Annotated in this window: 12 protein-coding genes, 2 tRNA genes and 2 rRNA genes; 2 read left to right on the top strand and 14 right to left on the bottom strand. The window is 41.7% G+C overall.

All coding sequences use genetic code 11. The annotated features are described in order from the left end of the window. Positions 1–99: 99 nt before the first annotated feature. From ACWATR_RS19510 to ACWATR_RS19475, 8 genes are all read right to left on the bottom strand, one after another. Complete coding sequence (locus tag ACWATR_RS19510; RefSeq protein WP_460335861.1) at positions 100–3,726, bottom strand: hybrid sensor histidine kinase/response regulator; 3,627 nt, start codon at positions 3,724–3,726, stop codon at positions 100–102. Positions 3,727–3,788: 62 nt separating this feature from the next. Beyond that, a complete protein-coding gene (locus ACWATR_RS19505) occupies positions 3,789–4,013 on the bottom strand; it encodes a four helix bundle protein (RefSeq protein ID WP_460340529.1) in 225 nt (74 codons plus the stop codon). Between the two features lie 261 nt (positions 4,014–4,274). After that, a complete protein-coding gene (locus ACWATR_RS19500) occupies positions 4,275–7,583 on the bottom strand; it encodes a GAF domain-containing protein (RefSeq protein ID WP_460335858.1) in 3,309 nt (1,102 codons plus the stop codon). 126 nt (positions 7,584–7,709) lie between these two features. After that, on the bottom strand, positions 7,710–8,183 hold the full coding sequence (locus ACWATR_RS19495) for a chemotaxis protein CheW (protein ID WP_460335855.1): 474 nt from the start codon (positions 8,181–8,183) through the stop codon (positions 7,710–7,712). 125 nt (positions 8,184–8,308) lie between these two features. Then, positions 8,309–8,671 (bottom strand): response regulator transcription factor, encoded by a 363-nt coding sequence (locus ACWATR_RS19490; RefSeq protein WP_460335852.1) that lies wholly within the window; start codon positions 8,669–8,671, stop codon positions 8,309–8,311. Between the two features lie 508 nt (positions 8,672–9,179). Beyond that, on the bottom strand, positions 9,180–10,379 hold the full coding sequence (locus tag ACWATR_RS19485) for a response regulator (protein ID WP_460335849.1): 1,200 nt from the start codon (positions 10,377–10,379) through the stop codon (positions 9,180–9,182). Between the two features lie 527 nt (positions 10,380–10,906). Next, positions 10,907–11,833: an N-acetylmuramic acid 6-phosphate etherase gene (murQ, locus tag ACWATR_RS19480; protein WP_069074893.1), complete on the bottom strand. Its 927-nt coding sequence runs from the start codon at positions 11,831–11,833 to the stop codon at positions 10,907–10,909. Between the two features lie 109 nt (positions 11,834–11,942). Continuing rightward, positions 11,943–12,371 (bottom strand): DUF3110 domain-containing protein, encoded by a 429-nt coding sequence (locus ACWATR_RS19475; RefSeq protein WP_435027334.1) that lies wholly within the window; start codon positions 12,369–12,371, stop codon positions 11,943–11,945. Between the two features lie 265 nt (positions 12,372–12,636). On the opposite strand from ACWATR_RS19475, the gene ACWATR_RS19470 reads away from it, so the two are divergent. Beyond that, positions 12,637–18,573, top strand: a complete 5,937-nt coding sequence (locus ACWATR_RS19470; protein ID WP_460335843.1) for a translocation/assembly module TamB domain-containing protein — start codon at positions 12,637–12,639, stop codon at positions 18,571–18,573. 129 nt (positions 18,574–18,702) lie between these two features. On the opposite strand, the gene ACWATR_RS19465 is transcribed toward ACWATR_RS19470, so the two are convergent. After that, the gene (locus tag ACWATR_RS19465) at positions 18,703–19,632 is read right to left on the bottom strand and encodes a carbohydrate ABC transporter permease (RefSeq protein WP_460335840.1); all 930 of its coding nucleotides are present in this window, start codon (positions 19,630–19,632) and stop codon (positions 18,703–18,705) included. Between the two features lie 159 nt (positions 19,633–19,791). Here ACWATR_RS19465 and ACWATR_RS19460 point away from each other — a divergent pair, with 159 nt between their 5' ends. Further along, positions 19,792–20,457, top strand: a complete 666-nt coding sequence (locus ACWATR_RS19460; protein WP_460335837.1) for a GIY-YIG nuclease family protein — start codon at positions 19,792–19,794, stop codon at positions 20,455–20,457. An 85-nt stretch (positions 20,458–20,542) separates the two neighbouring features. Here ACWATR_RS19460 and ACWATR_RS19455 read toward each other — a convergent pair whose 3' ends face one another. The 5 genes from ACWATR_RS19455 to ACWATR_RS19435 all read right to left on the bottom strand — a co-directional run bounded on the left by ACWATR_RS19455 (position 20,543) and on the right by ACWATR_RS19435 (position 25,185). Further along, a complete protein-coding gene (locus tag ACWATR_RS19455) occupies positions 20,543–21,334 on the bottom strand; it encodes an ABC transporter ATP-binding protein (protein WP_460335834.1) in 792 nt (263 codons plus the stop codon). A 199-nt stretch (positions 21,335–21,533) separates the two neighbouring features. Then, positions 21,534–21,651: ribosomal RNA gene (gene rrf, locus ACWATR_RS19450) — 5S ribosomal RNA — on the bottom strand. A gap of 156 nt (positions 21,652–21,807) precedes the next feature. Next, positions 21,808–24,697 (bottom strand): 23S ribosomal RNA (locus ACWATR_RS19445). Between the two features lie 253 nt (positions 24,698–24,950). Then, positions 24,951–25,023: transfer RNA gene (locus ACWATR_RS19440), tRNA-Ala, on the bottom strand. Between the two features lie 88 nt (positions 25,024–25,111). Further along, a tRNA-Ile gene (locus ACWATR_RS19435) sits at positions 25,112–25,185 on the bottom strand. Between the last annotated feature and the right edge of the window lie 35 nt (positions 25,186–25,220).

Raw genomic sequence — 25,220 nt, 5'->3', positions numbered from 1 at the left:
ACATAACTACACCATGCTTCTTTCACCAGTGTGGTATAACTGAACTTAAACTCTCACAGATAACTTACCAATAGCACTCAACTAAAATTCAGATTAATTTTAATGATTTGTCACCATGAGCAAATGATTTAAATCATCTGTATTGCTATTAATTAAACTTTTAATTGTAGACAAGAATTCATGCTCTAAATAAGGCTTAGTTAAGTAAGCTTTTGCACCCAATTCTTGGGCAAGCTGGCGGTGTTTTTCCGCACTACGAGAAGTCAGAATAACTACAGGTATTTTGCCTAAATTGGGGTATTGACGGAAATTACTCAACAACTCAAAACCATTCATTCGTGGCATCTCTAAATCGGAGACAACAACTTGAATTTCTGGATGTAAGTGCAACTTTTCTAGAGCTTCTACACCATTTTGAGCTTGTATTACTTGATAGCCAGCTTTTTGTAGAGAGAGAGAGAGAGTTTGCCGGAGACTAATTGCGTCATCTACTACTAAAACAACTTTTGGTGATTTATTATCTGGCTCTTGAGATTTATTTGGCTGGGTTTCTATAGTTGTTGTGGAAGTATATGCAGTAAGTAATGGTGTAGATGAAAAAATATGTCCCGATATCGGCAAGACTTTTTTATTTGAAGAAGAAGCTACTGGTAGCGCCCTAATATCAAGTGTTGTTTGTTGGATCTCGCTATATTTTACTAGCAAGGAAGCATCAATCACTAAGATGAGATTACCATTAGCTAAACTACTACAACCATAAATATATTTTGGCGGTGCGATCGCATTTCCTAAAGGTCTAATTACCAGTTCTTGTTCACCAATTATTTGGTCAACTTCTAAAGCAATTTTTCCCTGATTTCGTCGTAGTAAAAGCACCGGATTCTTCGTTAAATTAGGATCTTGAGTATTTGATGTGTTGTATGAAGTAGCACTATTAAAGAATGAACCATTATAAGCAATCAACTTTGAAAGTTGACGAAGGCTGACCATAGTCTCATCATTGTCTGTGTGCAAATGCAAGACTTTATTCCCTTCAATTTCTTTAATCTGTTGATCGGAGGGAATCAATATTTTTTCTACACTGTCCAAAAGGAGAGCATAAACAACACCTTTGGCTTGAACTAGCATTAATTTTTCTGTAGTCATAGAAAAAGGAATTTTGAGTATGAAGATTGTTCCTTGATTGGGTAAGGATTGAACTGAAATTGAGCCGTTGAGTGCGTGCATCTGAGTACGCACAATATCTAAACCCATACCGCGCCCAGAAATATCACTCACTTTATTAGCAGTAGAAAACCCAGGCGCAAATATCAAATCTAAAAGTTCAGATTCAGGCAGATTAGAAGCATAAGCTCTAGTTTTTTCTTGAGTTTGTATGGGATAAAGTTCAGCAGCTTTTCTCCGAATTCTGTCTAAATTTAATCCCTGACCATCATCCCGAACCTCAATAACAGTTTGGCTACCCTGATGATAGGCGCAGATTTCGATTAAACCTTGTTCTGCTTTACCAAGCTCTCGACGAAGTTGCGGAGCTTCAATACCGTGGTCAAAAGCATTACGCACTAAGTGTAACAAAGGATCGTACAGCTTTTCTGCGATCGCTTTATCTACTAGAACTTCACTACCAATAAGTTTCAATTCTACAAGTTTGGCATGAACATTCCCCAACTTATCTACCATGTGGGGGAAGCGATTCAGGATATTGCCCAAAGGTGACATTCGTGCTTCTACTAAGCTATCTATAATATTAAGAGTTAAATTCTCTTGTTTGTCACTAATTTGAGCAGCTTGGGTCAGCAGCAAGTCAAGAGACTCTGTGGTTTCTTGTAGTTGCAATGTCTCTTCTATTGCTTCATGCAATGTCATCTGAAATTCTGTATATACATCCATTTCTAGAGAGTCAAAATCCACTGCAAAACTTTGCGTTTGTTGTGAGCTTATATTTTGTATTTGTAAAGGTAAATCGCGTAATTCATTTAAAGTTATTTGATGTCTAGTGAGTTGCTGTATTAATTGCTCAATTATTTCTTTGACTTGTTCATCTTGCAATCCACGCCGTTTTTGGTAAATCAGCAATTCTCCTGCTAGATAATTAAGGTGTTGCAGTCTCTCTGTATCTACTCGAATAAATGAAGGTTGGCGAAAGTTTTTAGTTTGAACGTACTGTGATTTATCTTCTATTTCTTTGTTGATTTGTGTAGCTAAATCAGGCATGACTTCAATAGCTGTTTCAGAAACATTGATAACTACCTGTTCACTGACAGTTAATGAATCAAGCTTTTCTGAAAAATCGTCATCAGTCTGGAAAGTCACGATTTCAGCAGCAATATTTTGGTTAACTTCTTCTCCCCATATTGCTTCTAGGAAGTTATCAGTTGTTTGGGGTGATACAGATATCTCTTTAATAACTAAGAGTGTTTGTAGTCTGGGACTATCAAGCCAATTTTTCTCTTCGCTAGTAACAGGAGGATAATTTTTATATTCTTTTGCTAATTTATAAATTTGGTTTTGTAAAATTTTAATTACTGAGAGATAGGTATCAGATGATTTAAGAGAATATTGAAATTTTGCAACTGCAAATAGAATGATTAAGATGATACCACGTCTATAAATATAAAGACTTGGACTATCTTCTTCATCTTGGACAAAATCAAGAAACTTTTTCAGCCAGTTTTCGATATACTTAAGTAGACTTTTTCTTTCTAATGTGGGAACTAGTAAATTCAAACTGAGTTCTGCTTCTGGTATTTGCATCTGGTGATTGAACCAGCCAAAAATATAGCGAATTACCTTTAAATAAAACTTGGCAGTTGTTGGATTGACCGATTCATTTTTATTGTGATCCGATGTAGTGATAAACTGGTAAAATTGTTCTTCATGGGTGAAAAAACTGCCAGGAGATGAATTATTTTGCAATTCTTCAAATAACTCATGATTTTCCACAATTGTGAGTTTTAGTAAACTTAGAGAAGGTTTTCCACCAGATGTGCGATCGCCATCTAATACTAATTTTTGTGCTTGTTGTAAATCTGCAAGGGCAATTTCTGCAATTTTCTGCACCTGGATGGGATTTGCTTCCAAAGCCAGCAGAATCGTTTGAGAAATTTCTCCTAAACCAGGTAAGTTTAGAGATTCTGCCAATCCGAAAAACACTTCAGATTGAGATTTTAAAAATTCAATTAATTCGGCATCATTTGGTGGATTATTAACAGCATCAGCAATACTGTTTAGACGTTGCTCTACTCCCACTTCAAAAACTGACTGCACAATATCAAATCCCAATTCTTCAGAGGTGGGAATATGAGACTCAGCACCAAAAGCATCACCCAATTTTTCTTGTAACTGTGCAAAGACGGAAGTTGCTCGATGAAGCAATTCTTCATCATTAACAGTACTGCCGATTAGCTCAGTATTTAATGCTATACTCAGACATTCATAAGCTTGTAACAAAAGTGTTTGTAATTCAGCATCAATTACCACATTTGGATTATAGAGAGCCTTAAATACATCTTCTAAAAAATGGGCTATCATCTTAATTACTTCTAATCCAACATTAGCAGCACCACCTTTAAGTGTATGAGTAGCCCGCATTAAGTTGTGAATTTTAGCAGTGCTATAACCTTCCGATAAGCTAAATAGTTCTTGTTCAATAATTTGGACTAATTCCGGGGCTTCAGCCAGAAAGTAGATGTATCCTTGTTCGCGAATTTCTTTATCTGTAATCATAATTAGAGAGTGGGGAGTTAGAGTTAGGAGTTAGGAGTTGGGAGTTAGGAGTTGGGAGTTGATCAACTAATTGATTTTTCAGTTGTCTTGACTATTGAACTCAAAATCCGAATGATTTCGTCTGCATAGATTAGTTCATTGGTTAAATCAATATTTACTAGTTTTGACTGTTGTAGTAGACGTAGCCAGTATTTAGTTTCCCTAGCTTCTTTGTATGCAATATACATTTTTGCCAAAAAATCCTTTCTACTCTGACCACCGCTAGCCTCTTCAACATTCGCGCCAATACTTGTCCCACTTCGTAGAATTGCTTAGAAAGCACATATTCCCGTTGCTCTTGCAGTTTTATATATAAGTGAATAATTTCTAAAGCAAATTTAAAACTCTTCTGTTGAATAACACTCTCTGCCAATTACTCTTCTCCTCTCTTTAACTAAAAAGTTACAATTAATTAAGGTCAAAGCATTTTACATTTGCTCATAAAATAGTGCTTTATATAATTAATGCTTTGACCTAATAACTCCTAACTCCTAACTCCTAACTATTTTTCATTTCACTTTAAACTTGCTAGCAGTTGTTAACAACTCTTGCGCCATTCCTGATAAATCTTGGAACACAGTAGCAATTTCTTGAGATTCAGCAAAGGTTTTATTAGCAATTTCTGCTACATCTTGCATTGATTTAGTTACTGTTACAGATTGCGCCATTTGTTTTTGAGTTGCGGCGGTAATGCGCTCGATTAGCTGACTAATTTCGGCGGTTGCAGAAACGATCGCATTTAAGTTCTGGCGAGTGTCGCTAACAAGATTCGTACCTTCCACTACTTGCTGAATACCAGTTTCCATCGCTACTGCAACTTCTCCGGTTTCTGCTTGAATTTCCTGGACTAATTTTTCAATTTCGATGGTTGCTGCTGCTGACTGGCGAGATAAAGAACGGACTTCATCAGCTACGACAGCAAAGCCTTTGCCATATTCACCTGCACGTGTAGCTTCAATGGCTGCATTCAGAGCCAGTACGTTTGTCTGTGTGGCAAAATTACCAATCAAATTCACCACTTTGGAGATTTTTTGCGAAGATTCGCTGAGGCGTTTAATCTTTTTGCTGGTTTGAGCAACGGTTTCACGAATTCCTTGGATTGCTTTTACAGTTAGGTTCATGGCGGTATCGCCAGATTCTACAGTTTGATTTGCTTGTTGCACTGCTAGTTGCACTAACTCTGCGTTCGCCACCACAGCTTGAGTGGAGTCTACCATCTGTTGAATGTCACCTAAAGCTGCGGTAATTTCCTCAGATTGTTGTTGCGCCAGATTGGTTAGTCCAGCCAGTGAAGCGTCGCTATTACTAGAAGTTTGGGCAACTTGTTGAGCAGCCCCCTGTACCTGAATAACGATTTGCCGCAGTGCTTGCAGAGTATTATTGTAAGCATCTGCGATCGTTCCTAGTTCGTCTTCTGTAATTGGTGCGCGTACCGTTAAGTCGCCGTTGAGAGCGGGTCTAAGGGCTGTTAGAAGTTGAATAGATCGTTGTTGTAGTAACTCCTTAGCTGCCTTTTCCCGCGCTGCTGCTTCTGCTAATTTTGCTGACTGCGCTTGTACTTGTTGCAAATATTCGGTGTGTTGTAATGCCAGTCCTAACTGGCTACCAATACGTGCTAACAAAGTGACTTCCGATTCTTCCCAATCACGAGTTCCCGAATTTTGATAAGCTGCCAGCAAGCCCCACAATTGTTCCCCAGCAAATACAGGAACAATTACATAAGCTTTAACTTCAAATTGCTCTAAAATTTCAATGTGGCAAGGAGAATGACCTACCTGATAGATGTCATTTACAACAAAGCTTTCACCCTGGATATATCGACCTCCCTGAGTTTCTTGTAAATGGGTATCTTCCCAGACAGTTTTGATGTCGGGGCCTACCAATTTTACCCAAAGATGACCTGCTGATTCCGCTACAAATTCTCCACTCCAGTCAGGCTTGAAACGATAGACTGCGACGCGATCGCACCGCAGTAATTGTCTTACTTCTTGAGTGGTTGTTTTGAAGATTTCTTCTACATCTAGAGATTGCCGAATGCGGTTACTAATCTTGGTGATAGCTTTCTCTTGTTCCGCTATCTGAGCTAGTTTATCGGATTTCACCCGGACTAATTCTAAATAATCTATCTGTGATTTAGCTAGGCTAAATTGCAAGCTAGTCTGAACCAAAAAGTTCACTTCCCAGCTTTGCCACTCACGGGTGCTGGAATTTTGATAAGCTGCCAGCAAGCCCCACAATTTATCCCCGAAGAATATCGGAACAATCATGTAAGCCTTGGCTTCAAACTGCTCTAAAATCTCAATATGACAGGGAGCTAAACCTACTTCATAGATATTATTAACGATAAAGTTTTCACCTCTGACATACCTACCTCCCTTAGTTTCTTGCAAGTAGGTATCGTCCAAAACGGTTTTAATATCAGGGCCTACCAGTTTTGTCCAACCAGTACCTACAGACTCAGCCACAAATTCGCCACCCCAATCAGGGTTAAAGCGATAGACAGCGACGCGATCGCATTGCAGTGATTGACGCACTTCTTGAGTGGTTGTTTTGAAGACGCTTTCTACATCTGAAGATTGTCGGATGCGGTTGACTATTTTAGTGAAAACTTTCTCTTGTTCAACTATTTGAGCTAGTTGGTCAGATTTCGTCTGCACTTGTTCCAAATATTCCCCTTGTGAGATAGCCACACCAAATTGCAGTCCAATTTGAGTCACAAAGCTTTCTTCCCAAGGTTGCCAATCACGAGGCCCAGAATTTTGGTAAGCTGCCAGCAAACCCCATAGTTTTTCTCCAGAAAATATTGGCGCAATGACGTAAGACTTCATTTCATACTGCTCTAAAATGTCAATATGACATTGAGAATGACCCATTTGATAAATGTCATTGGCCACAAAGGTTTCACCTTTGGCATAACGTCCTCCTTGAGTGTCTTGTAAGTGGGTATCTTCCCAGACCATGTAAAAATCAGGGCCTACCATTTTTACCCAACCATTACCTACTGACTCAGCGACAAACTCGCCACTCCAGTCAGGTTTGAAGCGATAGACACCGACGCGATCGCATTTTAGTAATTGACGTACTTCTTGAGTAGTTGTTTGAAAAAGCTTATCGACATTTGATGCTCGCAGAATTTTGTCGATGACTTTAGCTACTGATTTTTTTGCTAGTATCCGCTGTTGCTGTTCTTTTTGGAATTCAAAGCTCTGCAATTTGTAGGTCAGTTCTGTTGTAATTTGAGATAGTAGACTAATTTCTACTTCTTGCCACTGTCGTGTTGAGTAGCAATTATTTACTGACAGTAATCCCCACACTTTACCTTCTACTAAAATCGGCAAACTCAAACTAGCTTTAATTTGAAATTTATCTAGTAGTTGCTTTTGATAAGGTGTAAGTTGTATCTGATTGATATCGTCAATAACTACAGATTCTATATAGTCTTGATTGGTATATAAGCCAAAAATAATTCCGGGAATATTTTCGCCTAAAGTCGGTGTCCAACCCAGTGTTCTGGATTCTGCTAAGACATTACCTGACTCCAGGGAAGTAAACTGATAAATTAAAGCGCGATCGCAGCCAATCTTTTCTCTAATTTGCGCTACAGTGATTTTGAGTAGTGTATCAAGGTCTGGCGCTTGGCGCATGTGAGTTGCGATGTCTTTCAACTGTCGCCGCCAAGTTTTAAATTCCTGAGCGATCGCATTTAATAAAGTTATTTCATTGCTAGCAATATTCGCTATATGAGCGTTACCATTCTGATTTTCTAATTCAGAGATTAGATGCTCATTTTCCTGGCTACTGTTATACAAGAATGTCATTTGATTAACCTCAAAACTTGTGATGGATAATAATTTGATATGTGGCAGCTAAAAATGATTTGGTATTTGGTAATTAAAGATTAAGTATTATCAAAATCCTCTACCTAATTAACCATTGCCCAATGTTCAATTATGAATCCCCCAGATAGGAGCTTGCATAATAGTTGTGGCATCTAAATTAAAAATCATGTCCTCCGAATCATTAATAAAGTATCCATGTAAAAAAGGTGATATTTTCGGATAAAATAATTCAGAAGTTGCGGGTTTCATTTCCTTAGTATCCAGCCATTCAATATCTATAAGCTGCCGCACCAATAAGCCCAAATATTTACCCTTGTTTTCCAGAACAATCGCCATCATTCTTGAAAGTAAATTTGGCCCTTCCGAAATTGGAGGATAACCTAACATTGCCTCTAAATCCACTAACCAAAGCATTTCACCACGCCAGTTATAAATACCCAAAACGCTACTAGGCATTTGAGGAACGGCACATATTTCAGGTAATGGCACTTGCAAAACTTCTGTAATATGTTGTAACGAAATTACGGCTGTATCACTTACTCCCAAATTAAAACTTAAAAACTTTTCCTGTGTTTCCAAAGTTATTGATCCTTATGTCCTTTATTATTTATCTTTAGCCACTATTTACAGTTATTGTTTGTTCTTATAGAGGTTTTATCTGAAAAATAGTAACTTCTAATGATTGTTGATTTATGACATTTTTACTAATTAATTAATCGCTTTAAAATTACCACTAGCTCGTCTCGATCAATCGGTTTTGATAGATAACCATCAGCGCCCAACATATTACCCCAAATTTTATCTACATCACTATTTTTTGTAGAGCAAAAAACCACAGGTATTTTGCTAGTGTTGGGATTATTTTTCAGTTCTCTGCAAATTTCAAAGCCACTCTTCCCCGGTAAAATTACGTCGAGAAATATTAGGTCTGGCTTATTTTTATCTATTTTGTCTTGAGCCTCTTCACTGCTAGTGGCGCTCATTACAGAATAACCTGCCTGTTGTAAGTAACGGCTGATTATTTCCATATCTGTTAAGCCATCTTCAACAACTAAAACAGTATTCATGGTAATTACTCGTTAATTTTTTTTTCAAAATGTAAACAAATTAGATATTCAAATCCTAAATGATTTCCCAAATAAGACATGGAAGGGACTAGAGACTAGCCCTAACCCCTTTGCCCTAACCAATATTTTACAAATCAAATAGGACTGCTATAAATACAAAAATTTGTATTTGTCTAATTTTGATTCAATCTGTTATGTATCAACCTCAGAAAAAGTACGTAATAAACATAACTTAATATGTATTTGAATATAAAAAATTTTATCATCGAATTTGGAATTTTTGATTGGAAATTCCAAATTTTAAAATGCCTGAGAGTAACCGAATCTAAATGCGATAATAAGTCTTAAATCAAAAATTTAAAATTAATTAACAGAGCCAGTGACTTGATTGCTGGAGTAAATCTGAAATATAAAATAGTTGAACCTCAATAATTTAATTTTTACTGAGGTGAAAAACTCTATAAATTTTGCAGAAGAATTCAGAGTAAAAAATAGCCTCTAATTCTTCCTAATTACAAACCTCTAAATTAGATTTACTCTTTTCGGTGAATACAGTCGGTGTAGGTAAATATTTACGTACTATACCCATTACTTTATCAGCCACTACAGGTTTGGTGAGAAAATCTGTAGAACCAACTACTTTGGCACGAACTCTATCTAAAAGACCATCACTGCCCGTTAATATAATTATTGGCGTGTTGGAAAAGGTAGATATTCGTCGCAACTGAGTACAAATTTCGTAACCACTAGCAACTGGCATAATTAAATCCAAGAAAATCAAGTCTGGTTTATCCTGAATGAGAATTGGTAGAGCTTGTACAGCATCTTGAATCTTGACAAACCTTAATCCATTGGAAGTGATAATATCCTCTAGCATTTTACATACTTGAGGGCTATCATCAACGCAAGCCACTAATGGAGCAATCCGCTTTTTTACTTGTGTGGTGGTAGAGTTATTGTTGACTTCAGTAATTCCTAAAGGCAAGTCAGGTACTTCCACCAATTCAATGATTCCTTTAAGGATATAGGGAAGCAAGGAACGCGTGAGTGGTAGTACACTCTGCTTCATTTTCATGGCTAAATCTCGCAGAGTGAACTTGCCATTGATTAAATTCACAAAGTTTTTGTAAACAGATGGACTTACCATCTGCTCAAGTTGCTCTGGTCGCCGCAGAATTGGTGCTAAGTCAGGAGAAAAATTTGCTAAACCAGCTTCTGACCAAATTTTCCATGAGTCTTGCATGTGCTTTACAGACATTTCTGCACTCGTGAAACTCATTGGAGTTTCTAAGATAACTTCTTGGCTGCGATTGCAACTTATAGATGCAAAGTTTCCTTGCAGAGCGAGGTCAAATAATAGTTCTGCTATCGTGTTATCGACAATAGTGTTGATTTGATCTCGCTGGATTTTCTGTTTTTTATACAAGATTTCTAGAAGGCGATAATCCCAGTAATCGCTTGATAGGTCTTGCAAACGCAACTGCAACTTATCAACATCAATCTGCGGACAATTTTGAGCTATATGTCTACGCCAACGTCGGAAGGGATGAGTTCCCCCTGTTGCCCAAACTATTCGTCCCAGGCGATAGTAAAAAGTCCATTGGCTGCCCTTTGAACTCTTAATATTTAATTTGCCATTATATTGTAACTGAGTACAAGTTTTAAATTCATTTACAAGATTATTTGAAATAAGTTCCCGATGGGACATAGTTTGTTCCTTTTGTAAAAAAGCCAACCCTTAAAAAACCCACGTTAGCTATATAGTGGTCAGCAGATATGTGAATAAGTGCAAATACATTTGTTATGTAGCAGTCTAAATCAAGATTATTAAAAGCAAGGAAGATGAGAAGATAGCAAAACTATGCTATGAAATAATTTATCTAGCATAGAGTTTTATTGGCAGACTTTAGTTTTCTGCTAATCTTTATGACTTAAGGGGGTTGCCATAGTCCTCATTGTGATGTAAGCAGTATTGATATATCATTTTAAGAATTTTCATACTGAATCATATCCGTATAAGTTCTGAATTTTTGTTTAAAAAAGATTAGCATCCTCTAGAGTGTTCTACTTTCGTTATTGAGATTGACAATAAATATTAAAAATATTTATTTAAGTTTACTATTCTTAATTATCCTAGCTAATATCAGGTTTTCTAGGGAATATTTTTCTAAAAAAAGGCGTGCTACTTCTCTTAGTAGCACGCCTTTTTTTAGAATATTTATTTAGGAATATTTTTCAAGGTTGCTTATGGTTTTGATAGCTGACAACAGCTTCCCTGAGATTACTTTGGTGTTCTGAAAGAAGCCGATCGCCTTCGTCTTTTTCTAAACCAGTCCAGTGCATTAATAGCGCTAGCTTCACCCATTTACCACTGCGTTCTAGTAAAAAACCAGAAGCTTCCCGACTTAAACCTGTGAGGTCTTGCAAAATTCGCAAAGCGCGATCGCGTAACTTTTGATTTGTTACCGCTACATCCACCATCCGATTGCCATAAACTTTGCCTAGTTTGACCATTACCCCGGTAGAAAGAATATTTAAAGCTAACTTTGTAGCTGTACCAGCTTTCAGACGAGTTGAGCCAGCAATGATTTCTGGCCCTGTCAATAGCCGAATGTCAATATCGGCATCAAAGCTAACTTGTTCAGCCGGAACACAGGCGATAAAAATAGTAATGGCTCCTCGCTGACGAGCAGCATGAAGCGCACCGTGGACATAAGGCGTTGTTCCACCAGCGGTAATACCGACTACGACATCTAACTGGGTAATATGTCGCCCAGCGATCGCAGCCTCACCATCTTCGATGCTGTCTTCTAAATCTTCGGAACTACGTACAAGCGCCCCAGCACCACCAGCAATAATCCCCTGTACCAACTCTGGGGGTGTACAAAAAGTAGGTGGACACTCAGCAGCATCTAACACTCCTAACCTGCCACTTGTCCCCGCACCGATATAAAATAGGCGTCCTCCGTGGCGCAAACGCTCTGCGGTGCGCTCAATTGCTTCAGCCAGCTGAATTTTCGCCGCTGCAACTGCTGCGACTGCCTTTTGGTCTTCGTTATTAAACAACTCCACTAATTCCAGAGAACTGAGTTGGTCTAAGTTTAGACTGTTAGGATTTACCAACTCGGTTAAAAGATGCCCACGTTCCTGCAAGTTTGTCATTTGTCCTCTGTCATTTGTCCTACAGTAAGCCGCCTACGTCTATTGTCATTAGTCAATTAGCGACCAATGACCAACGACCAATGACCAATGACTAATGACTAATGACTAATTACAGCAATCCTTCCAATTTGCGACGCATCTTTTCTAGTTCAGAATCAGACAATTCTGGTTCTTCTAGTGGCTGTTGATTGAGAGGGAAGGTGTCTTCAACAGTATCCTCCTTCTGGGCGTCTGCTTGCCAGTCAGTTTCTTCGACATTCAGTTCTGGGGGAGTGACAACTAAATTGCTGTTTTCTGGGATGATTTCCCATTCATATCCAGCACTTTCGCAAAATTCCTTGATTTCCTCAGCATCGATTGGCTCTGGTGTAGGTGCGGGAAAATCCTGAGCTTCCAGCATCAGAGCAAAGCGAGTGGCGTCGTCTTCTGACTCAAACATCAGAATTTTATTGCGATTGCCTTCCCGAATCGTGTGAATCCCCTCATTTTCCGTTCGAGCATTAAAAATTAATACAAAGACACGCATTGGTGTAATCATTTGTCTTTTTTAAGGTCTATTCATATTAAAGTTCTAGGTTGCGCCTGTGCGAAAGTCAAAGGAACAATTTTCACTCTATTGAGATCAGATTTTCCTGAAAACCCCAATATTATTAAGCATAAGTATTGGATCAAGCAAATACCGTAACTTAACCAATGAGGTCTTGGGTTTAGTTGGCGTATCCTGGAAATGGCATACTGAATGAATGTGTCAGTTAATGCTTGTGTGTGCCAGCGACATCTGGTAATTAATACAGTGAAAGCAAATGACTAAAACTCCCAATCAAGATATTCTCTCCCCGTCCCCTATCCGCAAGCGTCTGTGGTTGCTGGTGTTGAGTCGGGGTAGCATTACTTTGGGCGGACTTTTACTGTTAGGAGTTATCATCGGTATTTGGCGGTTGTGGACTTTTGTCCAAACAGAATTAACACCTTTGGCACAACAAAGTCTCACGACTACACTCAACCGTCCGGTAAAACTGGGAAGAGTCACACAATTTTCGTTGACGGGAGTGCAGTTTGGGGCTTCAGCTATTCCAGCCACACCCACAGATCCAGATCGGGCCGCAGTCGAAGCTGTAGAGGTGGGTTTTGACCTGCCACAACTAATCTTTAACCGCCACTTAAAGCTAGATGTTACCTTAGTCAATCCAGATATTTACATTGACCAAGATGAACAAGGGCGCTGGGTTTCCACTAATTTAGCGCCGTCAGGTGAAGGCGGCGCAATTAAAACCGATTTGGACAATTTGCGGTTTCGCAATGCCAAGCTGGCGTTGATGCCGCAGGAGAGGGCAGAAGAAGCAGGGGGCGGGGGGCAGGGGGCAGAGGAAGCAGGGGGAGATAAGGGAGCGACATTACCTTCATCGTCCTTATCTCCCATAACATTTTCTCAACTGAATGGATCTGCCCAACTTTTAGCGAATAACCAGTTGGTCAGGTTTGAAGTGGGGGGTCAGGCAGATAGTGGTGGTAATATTTCGATTCAGGGTGAGACGCGTTCTAAGGTTCTAGCGGGTAACTTTCAGTTGCGATCGCAAGATTTGCTGGCTGCGGATATTACTCGCCTAATTAAGTTACCAGTGAACTTAGTGACTGGTCGAGCCAATGGCGACTTGTTAGTTCGGTTGATGCCAGGACAGGATACTTTATTGTATGGCAGTGCGGCTGTGCAAGGGTTAACACTTCAAATACCCAAAGTCCCGCAACTGTTGAGCAATAGTCAAGGAAATCTCCGTTTTCAGGGAACGGAGTTGCAGTTAGATAATGTTACTACCAACTACGGTAAAATCCCCCTAGTGGCTACGGGAATTATCGACACTCAAGCAGGCTTTAAGTTAGCAGGGCGTGTAAATACGGTAAGTTTGGCTAATGCCCAAGAGACTCTCAAAGTAAAACTACCTGTGCCGATCGCTGGACAAGTACAAGCTTCTTTGCAGATTACCGGATCAACTAAAGCACCAATTCTCTCAGGTACAGTTGCAACAATTCAAACTGCCCGGATTGATAAAGTTGATTTTAATAGCATCAGTAGTAAGTTTGAGCTTGTTACTAGTTCCTCTTTAATTACCCTCAAAGATATTCAAGGTAAGGCCAAAGTTGGTGGTGACATCACAGGCGCTGGTAAAATTCAACTTGGTGAAACCCCGCGACTAGATTTAAATTTTGCTGCCAAGAATGTTCCAGGGGATGCGATCGCAAAAGTTTATGAAACAACTCCCGCTTTCCAAATCGGCAATGTCTCAGCTACAGCCCAACTAACCGGCGCTCCTACCAATGTCCAAACTGTGGTAAAATTCCAAGCTCCTAACGGAACTTACCCCGGAACTGGCGAAGTTGCGATCGCTCCAAATCGCACCGTCTCTTTCCGTAATGTGGCTCTGAATGTAAGTGGTGGTAAAGTCCGGGCAACTGGTAGTTATACCAATGATCGTTGGCAAGCTGTGGCTGTTGCCTCTGGGGTGAAATTGGAACCCTTTGTAGACAAAAGTCAACTGCAAAATGTCTCGTTGGCAGGGGCACAGTTTAATGGTCGTCTCATCCTCTCAGGCAGCACAGCACCATTTGAAATTGCCACGATTCGCAGTGATGGTGCAGGAGTTCAAATTGGTGGCGGCACAGTTGTAGTTTCTAATGTCCAACTACAAGACCAAGGCTTTTCTGCTCAACTTATAGCTAATGGTGTGCGGCTGGGGCGGATATTGAAACAGTCTCCCCCAGCTTTAAATAATCCATTGGCGGGTACGTTCCAAATCGCAGGTAACAGAGATAATTTCAGTCTGAAAACCCTCCGTGGCACTGGGGAAGGTCGCCTTACTATTGGTCGTGGCACGGTTACAGCCAATAATATTCAAGTGGGTAATGGTGTATATCAAGCGCAAGTTCAGGCTAAAAATGTGCCTGTGCAGCAGTTGGCAACATTACCAAAGCAGTTCCAAGGAGCGTTAACTGGTCAGTTTAACGTAGCGGGTTCTGTTGAATCGTTTCAACCACAAACTATTCAAGCCAGTGGTCAGGCGCGGGTCAATGTTGCTGGTGGAACTATTACAGCTAATAATATCCAAGTGGGTAATGGTGTATATCAAGCGCAAGTTCAAGCTAAGAATGTACCTGTGCGGCAGTTGGCAGCAGTACCACCACAGTTCCGAGGGACGTTAACTGGTCAAGTAAACGTGGCGGGTTCTGTTGAATCGTTCCAACCACAAACTATCCAAGCTATAGGTCAAGCGCGAGTGGATGTTGCAGGTGGAACTATTACAGCCTCTAATATCCAAGTCGGTAATGGTTTATATCAGGCACAAGTTCAAGCAAATAATTTACCGTTGCAGCAGTTGGCAGCAGTACCCCCGCAGTTCCGGGGAGCCTTAACTGGTCAAGCAAACGTGGCTGGTTCTATTGAATCGTTCCAACCGCAAACCATCCAAGCCAGCGGTCAAGGACGGTTGGATGTTGCAGGTGGAACGATCGCAGCTTCTAATATTCAAGTAGCTAATGGTCGCTATCAAGCTGTAGTTGATGCTTCCGGTGTGGAATTAAATCGATTAAATCAGCAATTGCGGGGTCAATTTGGCGGTCAGTTGCAATTAGCTGGCACGTTAGGATCATCCAAATTAGCTGATGTGCGTGCTGCTGGAAAGGTGCAATTATCCCAAGGTATCCCTGGCCTTGAACAACCTCTGACGGCTGCGATCGCTTGGAGTGGTGAAAGGCTGACCATTGAGCGAGCAACTGCTCCCGGTTTAAGTGTTACTGGTAATATATTAGCCAATGCCACAAAGGCAGGTGTACCGGAAATTACTGCCCTAAATCTCAACGTCCAAGCAGAGAATTACAACTTAAAACAGTTACCGATTAATCTTCCTAATCAGGTTGCTGTGGCGGGGAGAGTTGATTTTAATGGTCAAATCACTGGTAAGCTGCCCTTGCCAAATGTAGTAGGGCAAATTAATTTACGAGACTTGGTTGTTCAAGATATTGCTTTTGAGCCGTTGTTGACTGGAAACATCGATTCAGCACAGGGACGCGGTTTAAATTTGAACTTGGCAGGAAATAGCGATCGCCTGGCCTTTAATTTAGATGCCAATAATCGCCCGAAATCCTTCTTAGTAAAATGGCAGCAAGCATCAGCTACAGGCAACATTCAAGGGAATGATTGGGCGCTCAAAGTTGCCAATTTCCCCTTACAAATATTGAACTTGACTCCGCCGCCAATTACTCGCCTGGGTACTGGTAAGATAGCTGGATTGTTAACTGGGGATTTGCTGTTTAATCAGCAGACATTGGCAACAACGGGGAATTTTGCGATCGCTGATCCGCAAATTGGCCGAGTTAAAGGCGATCGAATAGCTGCTCAATTCCGTTACGGTGAAGGTAAAGCCACACTCGCCAGTAGCGAATTTGTCAAAGGCAAAAGTAGCTACGCTCTTGTCGGTACTTTTGCCCAAAGCCCTAAAGGGCCTCAACTACAAGGTAAACTGAACGTCAAACAGGGAGAGATCCAAGATGTTTTATCTGTAGCACAGATATTTGATTTACAAAATTTGCCAGGTGGTTCAGCAGAAATCTACGGCACAGCAGCGGATCTAACCACTACCTCCCAAGGAGCGCCAAATCAACCCTTATTAACCCAAATCCAACGGTTTTCTGAAATTGAAGCTTTGGTAGCAGAACAGGAAGAACAGCGGCTTAATTCCACTCCCATACCAGATTTGGCAGACTTAAAGGGGACTTTCAACGGGGAAGTGGCTGTAAATACAGCTACAGCCAATGGATTATCAGTGGATTTTAATTTGAATGGACAAAACTTTGCCTGGGGTAAAAAGGAAGAAAAAAATCGTTTTTATACTGCCGACAAAGTGATTGCCGAAGGCAACTTTGAAAACGGTGTTTTAAGTTTGCGACCATTACGACTCGAATCTGAAAACAGGCTGATTGCCTTCACGGGTAACGTTGGCGGTGATGAACAATCTGGCCAGTTACGGGTGAATAATTTTCCCGTACAACTATTGAATAATGTTGTCAAACTACCAGTTGGAATCACAGGGAATCTTAACGGTACAGCAGCTTTAGCAGGCAGCATTGCTAATCCCCAAGCTAGAGGGGAATTGCAAATTGTAGAAGGAATACTAAATCAGAATAAAATAGAGTCAGCGATCGCAAGTTTCAGCTATGCCAATGGACGCTTAAACTTTGGTAGTACTTTAGCCGTTGCCGGGCCAAAACCTGTTGATATTACTGGCAGCATTCCTTATAAATTGCCTTTTGCCTCCGTCGCACCAGACAGTGAGCAAATCAGTTTGGATATGAAGTTGGAAAACGAGGGATTGGCACTGTTAAACGCATTAACTAATCAAGTGGTATTTGAGAAAGGTGAAGGAGAAATAGACCTCAAGGTGCGCGGAACGTTGCAAAAACCCGAAGTAGATGGAATTGCTACTATTAGTAATGCTACTTTTTCAGCCCAGGCTTTGCCAGGTAAGCTGAGACGTGTAACAGGTAGAGTACTGTTTAATTTTGACCGCATCTTAGTAGAAAATCTTGAAGGTAGATTTAGCCGTGGAAAGGTAGAAGCTGCTGGGGAAATTCCCATTTTCAACAATGAGAACGCCACTATCAACAATCCCCTGACAGTTAATCTCGATCAGCTAGCGTTGAATCTGAAGGGACTTTACCAGGGAGGTGCTAGCGGCAATTTGCAGATTACTGGTTCTGCCCTTAGCCCAGTAATTGGTGGTAAAGTAAACTTATTTGATGGTCAGGTATTGCTGGCAGAATCTACTGACGCAACTTCATCTGTAAATGATACTGGTCTTGGTGTATCACCCACAAAAGAGAATAAGCAGAGTAAAGCTGAAATTGGGAATGGAATAGGAAATGCGATCGCTAGATTTAATAATCTAGATTTAGAACTAGGCAAAAACGTCCAAATTACCCGTCCACCTATTCTCAACTTCCGCGCCACTGGTAATCTCATAGTTAACGGCTTAATCAATCAGCCAATACCCGACGGCACTATCCAGTTAGAAAAAGGTGGCGTAAATTTATTTACTACCCAATTTAATCTTGCTCGTGGCTATAAGCATACCGCAACATTTAGTCCCACTCAACCCCGCGACCCCGACTTAGATATTCGGCTATTTGCCAAAGTACTAGACGTAACTCAAAGTAATGATTTCAGCCGGATAAATACCACAGGTTTATCATCCTTAGAAAGTGTTCGAGTCGAAGCCACTATCAACGGTTTAGCTAGCAAACTAAACGAAAATCTAGAATTAACAAGCAGTCCGTCACGTAGTCAAACCGAAATTGTTGCTCTTTTAGGAGGTGGATTTGTAGACACCCAAGGACGTGCTGACAGTACTTTAGGTCTAATTAACATCGCAGGTTCGGCTGTGTTCAACAATTTTCAGTCAGCTTTTAACCAGATAGGCAGTACTTTTGGTTTAAGTGAGTTACGGATATTTCCTACCGTGATTTCTGAAAATCCCGAAGCTGGAAGAAGCAATTCAACTTTAGAATTAGCAGCGGAAGCTGGGATTGATATTTCTTCCAAAATATCTGTTTCCAGTATCAAGATACTAACAACAAATGACCCCTTCCAATGGGGTGTTAATTACCGGATAAACGACGAATTTCGTGTGCGTGCTTCCACTAATTTAACCGATGATAGTCGTGCAGTAGTGGAGTATCAAACGCGGTTTTAAATAAAAAAGAATTGAAAGGGCGTAGGCATCGCTTTACCATTATCCAAAATTCATATCCTTGTTATTCCCTTTTCTCCTTGCTTCTAAATAGCTATGTCTTACCAAGTTTGATTTTGTGCAGTTTAAATATCAAATTGTAATATTATCTCCCTCCTGTTTATTAATAACTAATCGCAAAATTGATAACCCTAAAATTATCAAAAATAGCACTAGCCCAATTGTGCAAGCGTAGCTAATTTCCAAATTGTTGAAGGCTTGCTCATATAGATAATAAACAATCGTTTTCGAGCTACTGAGTGGCCCCCCTTGGGTCATAATGTATACCTCTTCAAATACTTTGGTTGCAGAAATAGCCGAAATTACCGCCACTAGTGCCAGATACGGTTTCATTAAAGGTATGGTAATATCCCAATGTTTGCTGATCCCATCCGAGCCATCAATTGCAGCGGCTTCATACACATCAGCGGGAATTGATTGCAACCCAGCTAAATAAATCACCATGTAGTAGCCTAGTCCTTTCCACACGGTGACAGCCATCACACTGGCAAGAGAAATTGGTACAATACCAAAAATTTTGTCTGGGCTAGTCAGCCAAGGAATACCTTCTGGAAAAAGACCTAAAGCTTTAAATAACTGATTAAGTAATCCGTTTTCTGCGTAAAGCCATTTCCAAGCTATTCCCGCAACCACCATTGAAATTACCACTGGAGTGTAGTATGCCGATCTAAACCAATTCATCCCCCGCAGTTTTTGATTTACCAATATTGCCAGTACTAAGGGAGCAATTACTAAAATTGGTACTACACCAACAAGATATAGAAAAGTGTTTTCCAAGGTTTTCCAAAAAACCGCATCTTTCCAAAGCTTGAGAAAGTTTGCGAAACCTATCCATTCTGGTGGCTGGGCAATATCTTCATAGCTAGTAAAACTGAGGTAAAACGCTTGGAGTGCAGGCCAAAAAACAGTTAACCCCAAAAGAACCAAAGCGGGTAGTAAAAATAAATAAGGAGTTAGTCTCTGTTTGATGAATATCCAATTTTTAGGTATCAATTGATTCATATAAATTCTAATAGTTGTTTTCACTTTGTCAGAATCCTTAAGAAAAAGAATTTGGGGATGTGAGTAGATTTAAGCTTCAATATTTTAAGAGCATATATTTACGTAGCGCTTCGCGCTTGCCATTGGCATCGCTAATTAATAACTCGGAGATCAACTGCAATGGAAACTCAGCACAACTCGTCGTCAATTGAACATCAAAATGTCCCCATAAACCACCGTGGACTACATGACTTTTTGTATAGTTCCGATGACGAACACACCGCCATTGAGGTGAGTATAACCCCTGAACTGGCAAACGATGGTACTGAAATCATTGATCTTGAGACTTGGAGTGCAGCTGCTCAGAATGCTAAAATTGCAGGTGTTTACGCAGTATTGGACGCAGTACGCTGTACACAGCACATTGGCTATTCTCGGAATGTATTGCTTTCCCTAAACGGTCATGTCACTAAAAATGGTAAGCAAAAGTGTGCTTTTGTCCGCGTGCAAGCATTCAAGTTCCCCAAGCGTCAAGAAATGGAAGATTTGCGAGATGCGTGGATAGCAGAACTCGAAAGTACACCACCTGGTAACGCAACTGATCGCGGAATGTGGGCTAGCACGGTAGGCGAAGCTGCAAAAGCGGTAATGTCAGAGGCGGAACGCCAAGCTTATGAGGAGAAAAAGCTAAAACTGCGGAAAGCAATGGCTGACACAACTCTTTCTAAAGAGTCAGAAACAATAGATGCGAGTGAAGTCGAACGTCAGCGTCAACTTGAAGCTGCTGTGACAAATGATGACTGGAGTGTAATTATCGACGCACAGACACAAGAAACCAAGTCTTAGGATGAGCGTTCAGCCCTCTGCTTATTTCCCCACTTGGATACCCTCATATCTTTACAGAATAGAGTATCCAAGTATTTAGATTTTGCTAGCTTGGCAGATTTTCAACAGCAGAAATGGCACAAACCTGTAATCCGACAGGCGTGTGAATAATCACTGATTCTACACCGAAGACTTGTGCGATCGCATTTGGTGTCAGGACTTGTTCCGGTGTACCAACTTCCCAAATATGACCCTGTTTTAATAATCCAATACGGGAACTATACCGTGCTGCCAAATTCAGTTCGTGTAAAACTGTAATAATAGTTAATTCCTGCTGCTGATTCAGTCCTTTGAGCAGTTCCAATAGTTGCAATTGATAGTTGATATCTAAAAAAGTTGTCGGTTCATCTAATAGTAAAACTTTTGGCTCTTGCGCTAGTGCTAGAGCTAAAAAAGCCCGTTGTCTTTCACCGCCTGATAGTTGTTCAACTAAGCGATCGCTCAGTTTTTCTAGTTGTGTCTTTTTAATTGCAGTTTCCACTTTGAGCCAATCTTCAGCCTTTAGTTCCCATTGCCACCAAGATTGATGCGGCGTGCGTCCTAAACTTACTAATTGTCGCACTGTTAACCCAACGGGAACCGTTTGTTGTTGCGGTAATAATGCCAGTTTTTGTGCAACTAGATTTGGGGGTTGAGAGTGAATTGCTTTACCATCAAGTAGCACTGTTCCATGTTGTGGTGAGAGAATACGACTCACCAATTTGAGTAAAGTAGATTTACCTGAACCATTAGCACCAACTAAACTCAACCATTCTCCTGTTTGCAGTGTGAGGTTAATATCTTGGACAATTGGTACTAAAGCGTAACCGCCTGTGAGATTTTGTAGTTCGAGTGGCATTTCAGAAAATCAAAAATGAGAAAAATTTAATCTTATAATATTTGAGTGGATTATTTGACAACCTTATACACAGTTCAATACACAGTTCAATTAAAAAAGAAAATATTTAAAATAATGTTGATGTTTTATAGATAAATCTCTGGAATAAATAGCAAAAGCCCCCTCATAATATTATGAGGGGGCTTGTTGTAAAAATAGAACCTGGCATCGAGCTATTTTTGCGTAGGGCTACCCCTAAACTATCGTGGCCGCAGCAGCGTTTCACCTCTGAGTTCGGGAAGGGTTCAGTGTGGTTCCACCGCGCAATAGACACCAGGAAAACTTGGAGAGTTATGAGTTAGGAGTGAGAAGTTAGAAATAAAAGAGTTTATTCATTGATAACTCTTAACTCCTAACTTTTAACTCCTAACTACTTCAAAACCCTGAAGACTGCAAGTAACGCGAATTATTAATAAGTAGAGCAAATGAGTTGTGAGGTCAAGCCCTCGGTCTGTTAGCACGGCTCGGCTACATACATTACTGCACTTCCACCTACCGCCTAAGAACGGGTGTTCTGCCCGTGACCTTACCCACTTATTGTGGTGAGAGCACTCATCTTGAGGTGGGCTTCCCACTTAGATGCTTTCAGCGGTTATCCGCTCCGCACTTGGCTACCCAGCGTTTACCGTTGGCACGATAACTGGTACACCAGCGGTGCGTTCCTCCCGGTCCTCTCGTACTAAGGAGGACTCCTCTCAATGCTCTTACGCCTGCACCGGATATGGACCGAACTGTCTCACGACGTTCTGAACCCAGCTCACGTACCGCTTTAATGGGCGAACAGCCCAACCCTTGGGACGTACTTCCGCCCCAGGTTGCGATGAGCCGACATCGAGGTGCCAAACCTCCCCGTCGATGTGGACTCTTGGGGGAGATCAGCCTGTTATCCCTAGAGTAACTTTTATCCGTTGAGCGACGGCCATTCCACTCTGCGCCGTCGGATCACTAAGGCCTACTTTCGTACCTGCTCGACTTGTCAGTCTTGCAGTCAAGCTCCCTTTATGCCTTTACACTCGTCGCACGGTTTCCAAGCGTGCTGAGGGAACCTTTGCGCGCCTCCGTTACCTTTTAGGAGGCGACCGCCCCAGTCAAACTGCCCACCTGAAACTGTTCCCTGACCGGATAACGGTCATGGGTTAGAATTCTAGCTTCGCCAGAGTGGTATCTCACCGTTGGCTCCATATTCCCCACAAGGAATACTTCATCGCCTCCCACCTATCCTGCGCAAGCCAAGCCCGAACACAATTCCAGGCTACAGTAAAGCTTCATAGGGTCTTTCTGTCCAGGTGCAGGCAGTCCGTATCTTCACAGACATTCCTATTTCGCCGAGTCTCTCTCTGAGACACCATCCAGATCGTTACGCCTTTCGTGCGGGTCGGAACTTACCCGACAAGGAATTTCGCTACCTTAGGACCGTTATAGTTACGGCCGCCGTTCACCGGGGCTTCGGTCGCTAGCTTCAAGGTTTCCCCCTGACCAACTTCCTTAACCTTCCGGCACTGGGCAGGCGTCAGCCCCCATACTGCGTCGATTTGACTTTGCGGAGACCTGTGTTTTTGGTAAACAGTCGCCTGGATCTCTTCACTGCGACCCACGTCTTAGGTGGGCACCCCTTCTTCCGAAGTTACGGGGCCATTTTGCCGAGTTCCTTAGAGAGAGTTATCTCGCGCCCCTTGGTATTCTCAACCTCCCTACCTGTGTCGGTTTCGGGTACAGGTAACTGTAAGTTAACGTGTTTAGAGCTTTTCTTGGAAGCTAGACTATGCCACTTCCCCACCGTAGTGGGTCGTACTCACGCCTCAACTCGAAACGTTTTCGCCGTCTCTCAACATCTTGACGCTTGAACCGGTAACCAACATCCGGCTGACAATTATCTTCTCCGTCCCTCTGCACAACCTACAATCAGTACGGGAATTTTAACCCGTTGTCCATCGACTACGCCGTTCGGCCTCGCCTTAGGTCCTGACTAACCCTCCGGGGACGAACCTGGCGGAGGAAACCTTAGGGTTTCGGGGTATTGGATTCTCACCAATATTTGCGCTACTCAAGCCGACATTCTCACTTCCGTTTCGTCCACAGCTGCTTGCCGCTACTGCTTCTACCTACGACGGAACGCTCCCCTACCGATTAACATAAGTTAATCCCACAGCTTCGGTACATCGCTTAGCCCCGTTCATTTTCGGCGCGAGAGCGCTTGACTAGTGAGCTATTACGCACTCTTTCAAGGGTGGCTGCTTCTAGGCAAACCTCCTAGTTGTCTGTGCACTCTCACCTCCTTTATCACTTAGCGATGATTTGGGGACCTTAGCTGGTGGTCTGGGCTGTTTCCCTCTTGACAATGAAGCTTATCCCCCACTGTCTCACTGGCAATGTGTGCTCTGGGTATTCAGAGTTTGTCTCGATTTGGTACCGGTCTCCCAGCCCGCACCGAAACAGTGCTTTACCCCCCAGATATAATCATTACCGCTGCGCCTAAACACATTTCGGGGAGAACCAGCTAGCTCCTGGTTCGATTGGCATTTCACCCCTAACCACAACTCATCCGCTGATTTTTCAACATCAGTCGGTGCGGACCTCCACTTGGTGTTACCCAAGCTTCATCCTGGCCATGGTTAGATCACCAGGGTTCGGGTCTATAAACACTGATTATCGCCCTTTTCAGACTCGGTTTCCCTTTGGCTCCAGCATTCTCGCTTTAACCTACCAGTGCCTATAAGTCGCCGGCTCATTCTTCAACAGGCACGCGGTCAGACTTTAAATAGTCCTCCCACTGCTTGTAAGCTAACGGTTTCATGTTCTATTTCACTCCCCTTCCGGGGTTCTTTTCACCTTTCCCTCGCGGTACTGGTTCACTATCGGTCACACAGTAGTATTTAGCCTTACGAGGTGGTCCTCGCTGATTCACATGGGATTCCTCGTGCCCCATGCTACTCGGGATTCAGCTACTATCCTTTGACTTTCGACTACAGGACTTTCACCTTCTTTGGTGCAGTATTTAGCTGCTTCGTCTAGCCTCTAGATTCGATCTCGCTGTCCCACTACCCCAATCGGTAAACCAATTGGTTTAGGCTCTTCCCCTTTCGCTCACCACTACTCAGGGAATCTCTGTTTTGATTTCTCTTCCTCCAGCTACTAAGATGTTTCAATTCGCTGGGTTGGCTCTCTCCTGCCTATATATTCAGCAGGTAGTATTAAGGGTTGCCCCATTCGGAAATCTCCGGATCTAAGTTTGCTTCCAACTCCCCGGAGCATATCGTCGGTAACCACGTCCTTCATCGCCTCTGTGTGCCTAGGTATCCACCGTTAGCCCTTATTAACTTGACCACTCAAACATTTGCTGTTCTACAATTTTGCATTCACAAATAGTTAGTCCTGCTTACCTCATCACTTTGCACTGATTTCACTCAGCACTCAGCACTCAGCACTCAGCACTCTCAATGTCTGTGTCTGCCTGCTAATTTCGCGTTACTATGCAGTTTTCAAGGTTCTGGCTGAGAACTAACTCAGCAGTCTGACTTAACATTAAGTCATGTTGCTGATTTCTCACTAGCTTTTCTGTTTTGGCAATCGCCACAGGTGGAGGTTAGCGGACTCGAACCGCTGACATCCTGCTTGCAAAGCAGGCGCTCTACCAACTGAGCTAAACCCCCAGATACAATTAAAAATTGATAATTTTAAATTAAAAATTGAATTTTCTTCATTTTTAATTTCTAATTTTACATTTTTAATTGATTCAGGTGGGCCATCCTGGACTCGAACCAGGGACCTCACCCTTATCAGGGGTGCGCTCTAACCACCTGAGCTAATAGCCCATATCGAACCAAATCATAGTTTGAAAGCTTTCAAC

It is taken from the genome of Nostoc sp. UIC 10890, assembly GCF_054786515.1.
The sequence above is the reverse complement of the archived record's forward strand: the minus strand, read 5'-3'. Positions and strand labels throughout refer to the sequence as shown.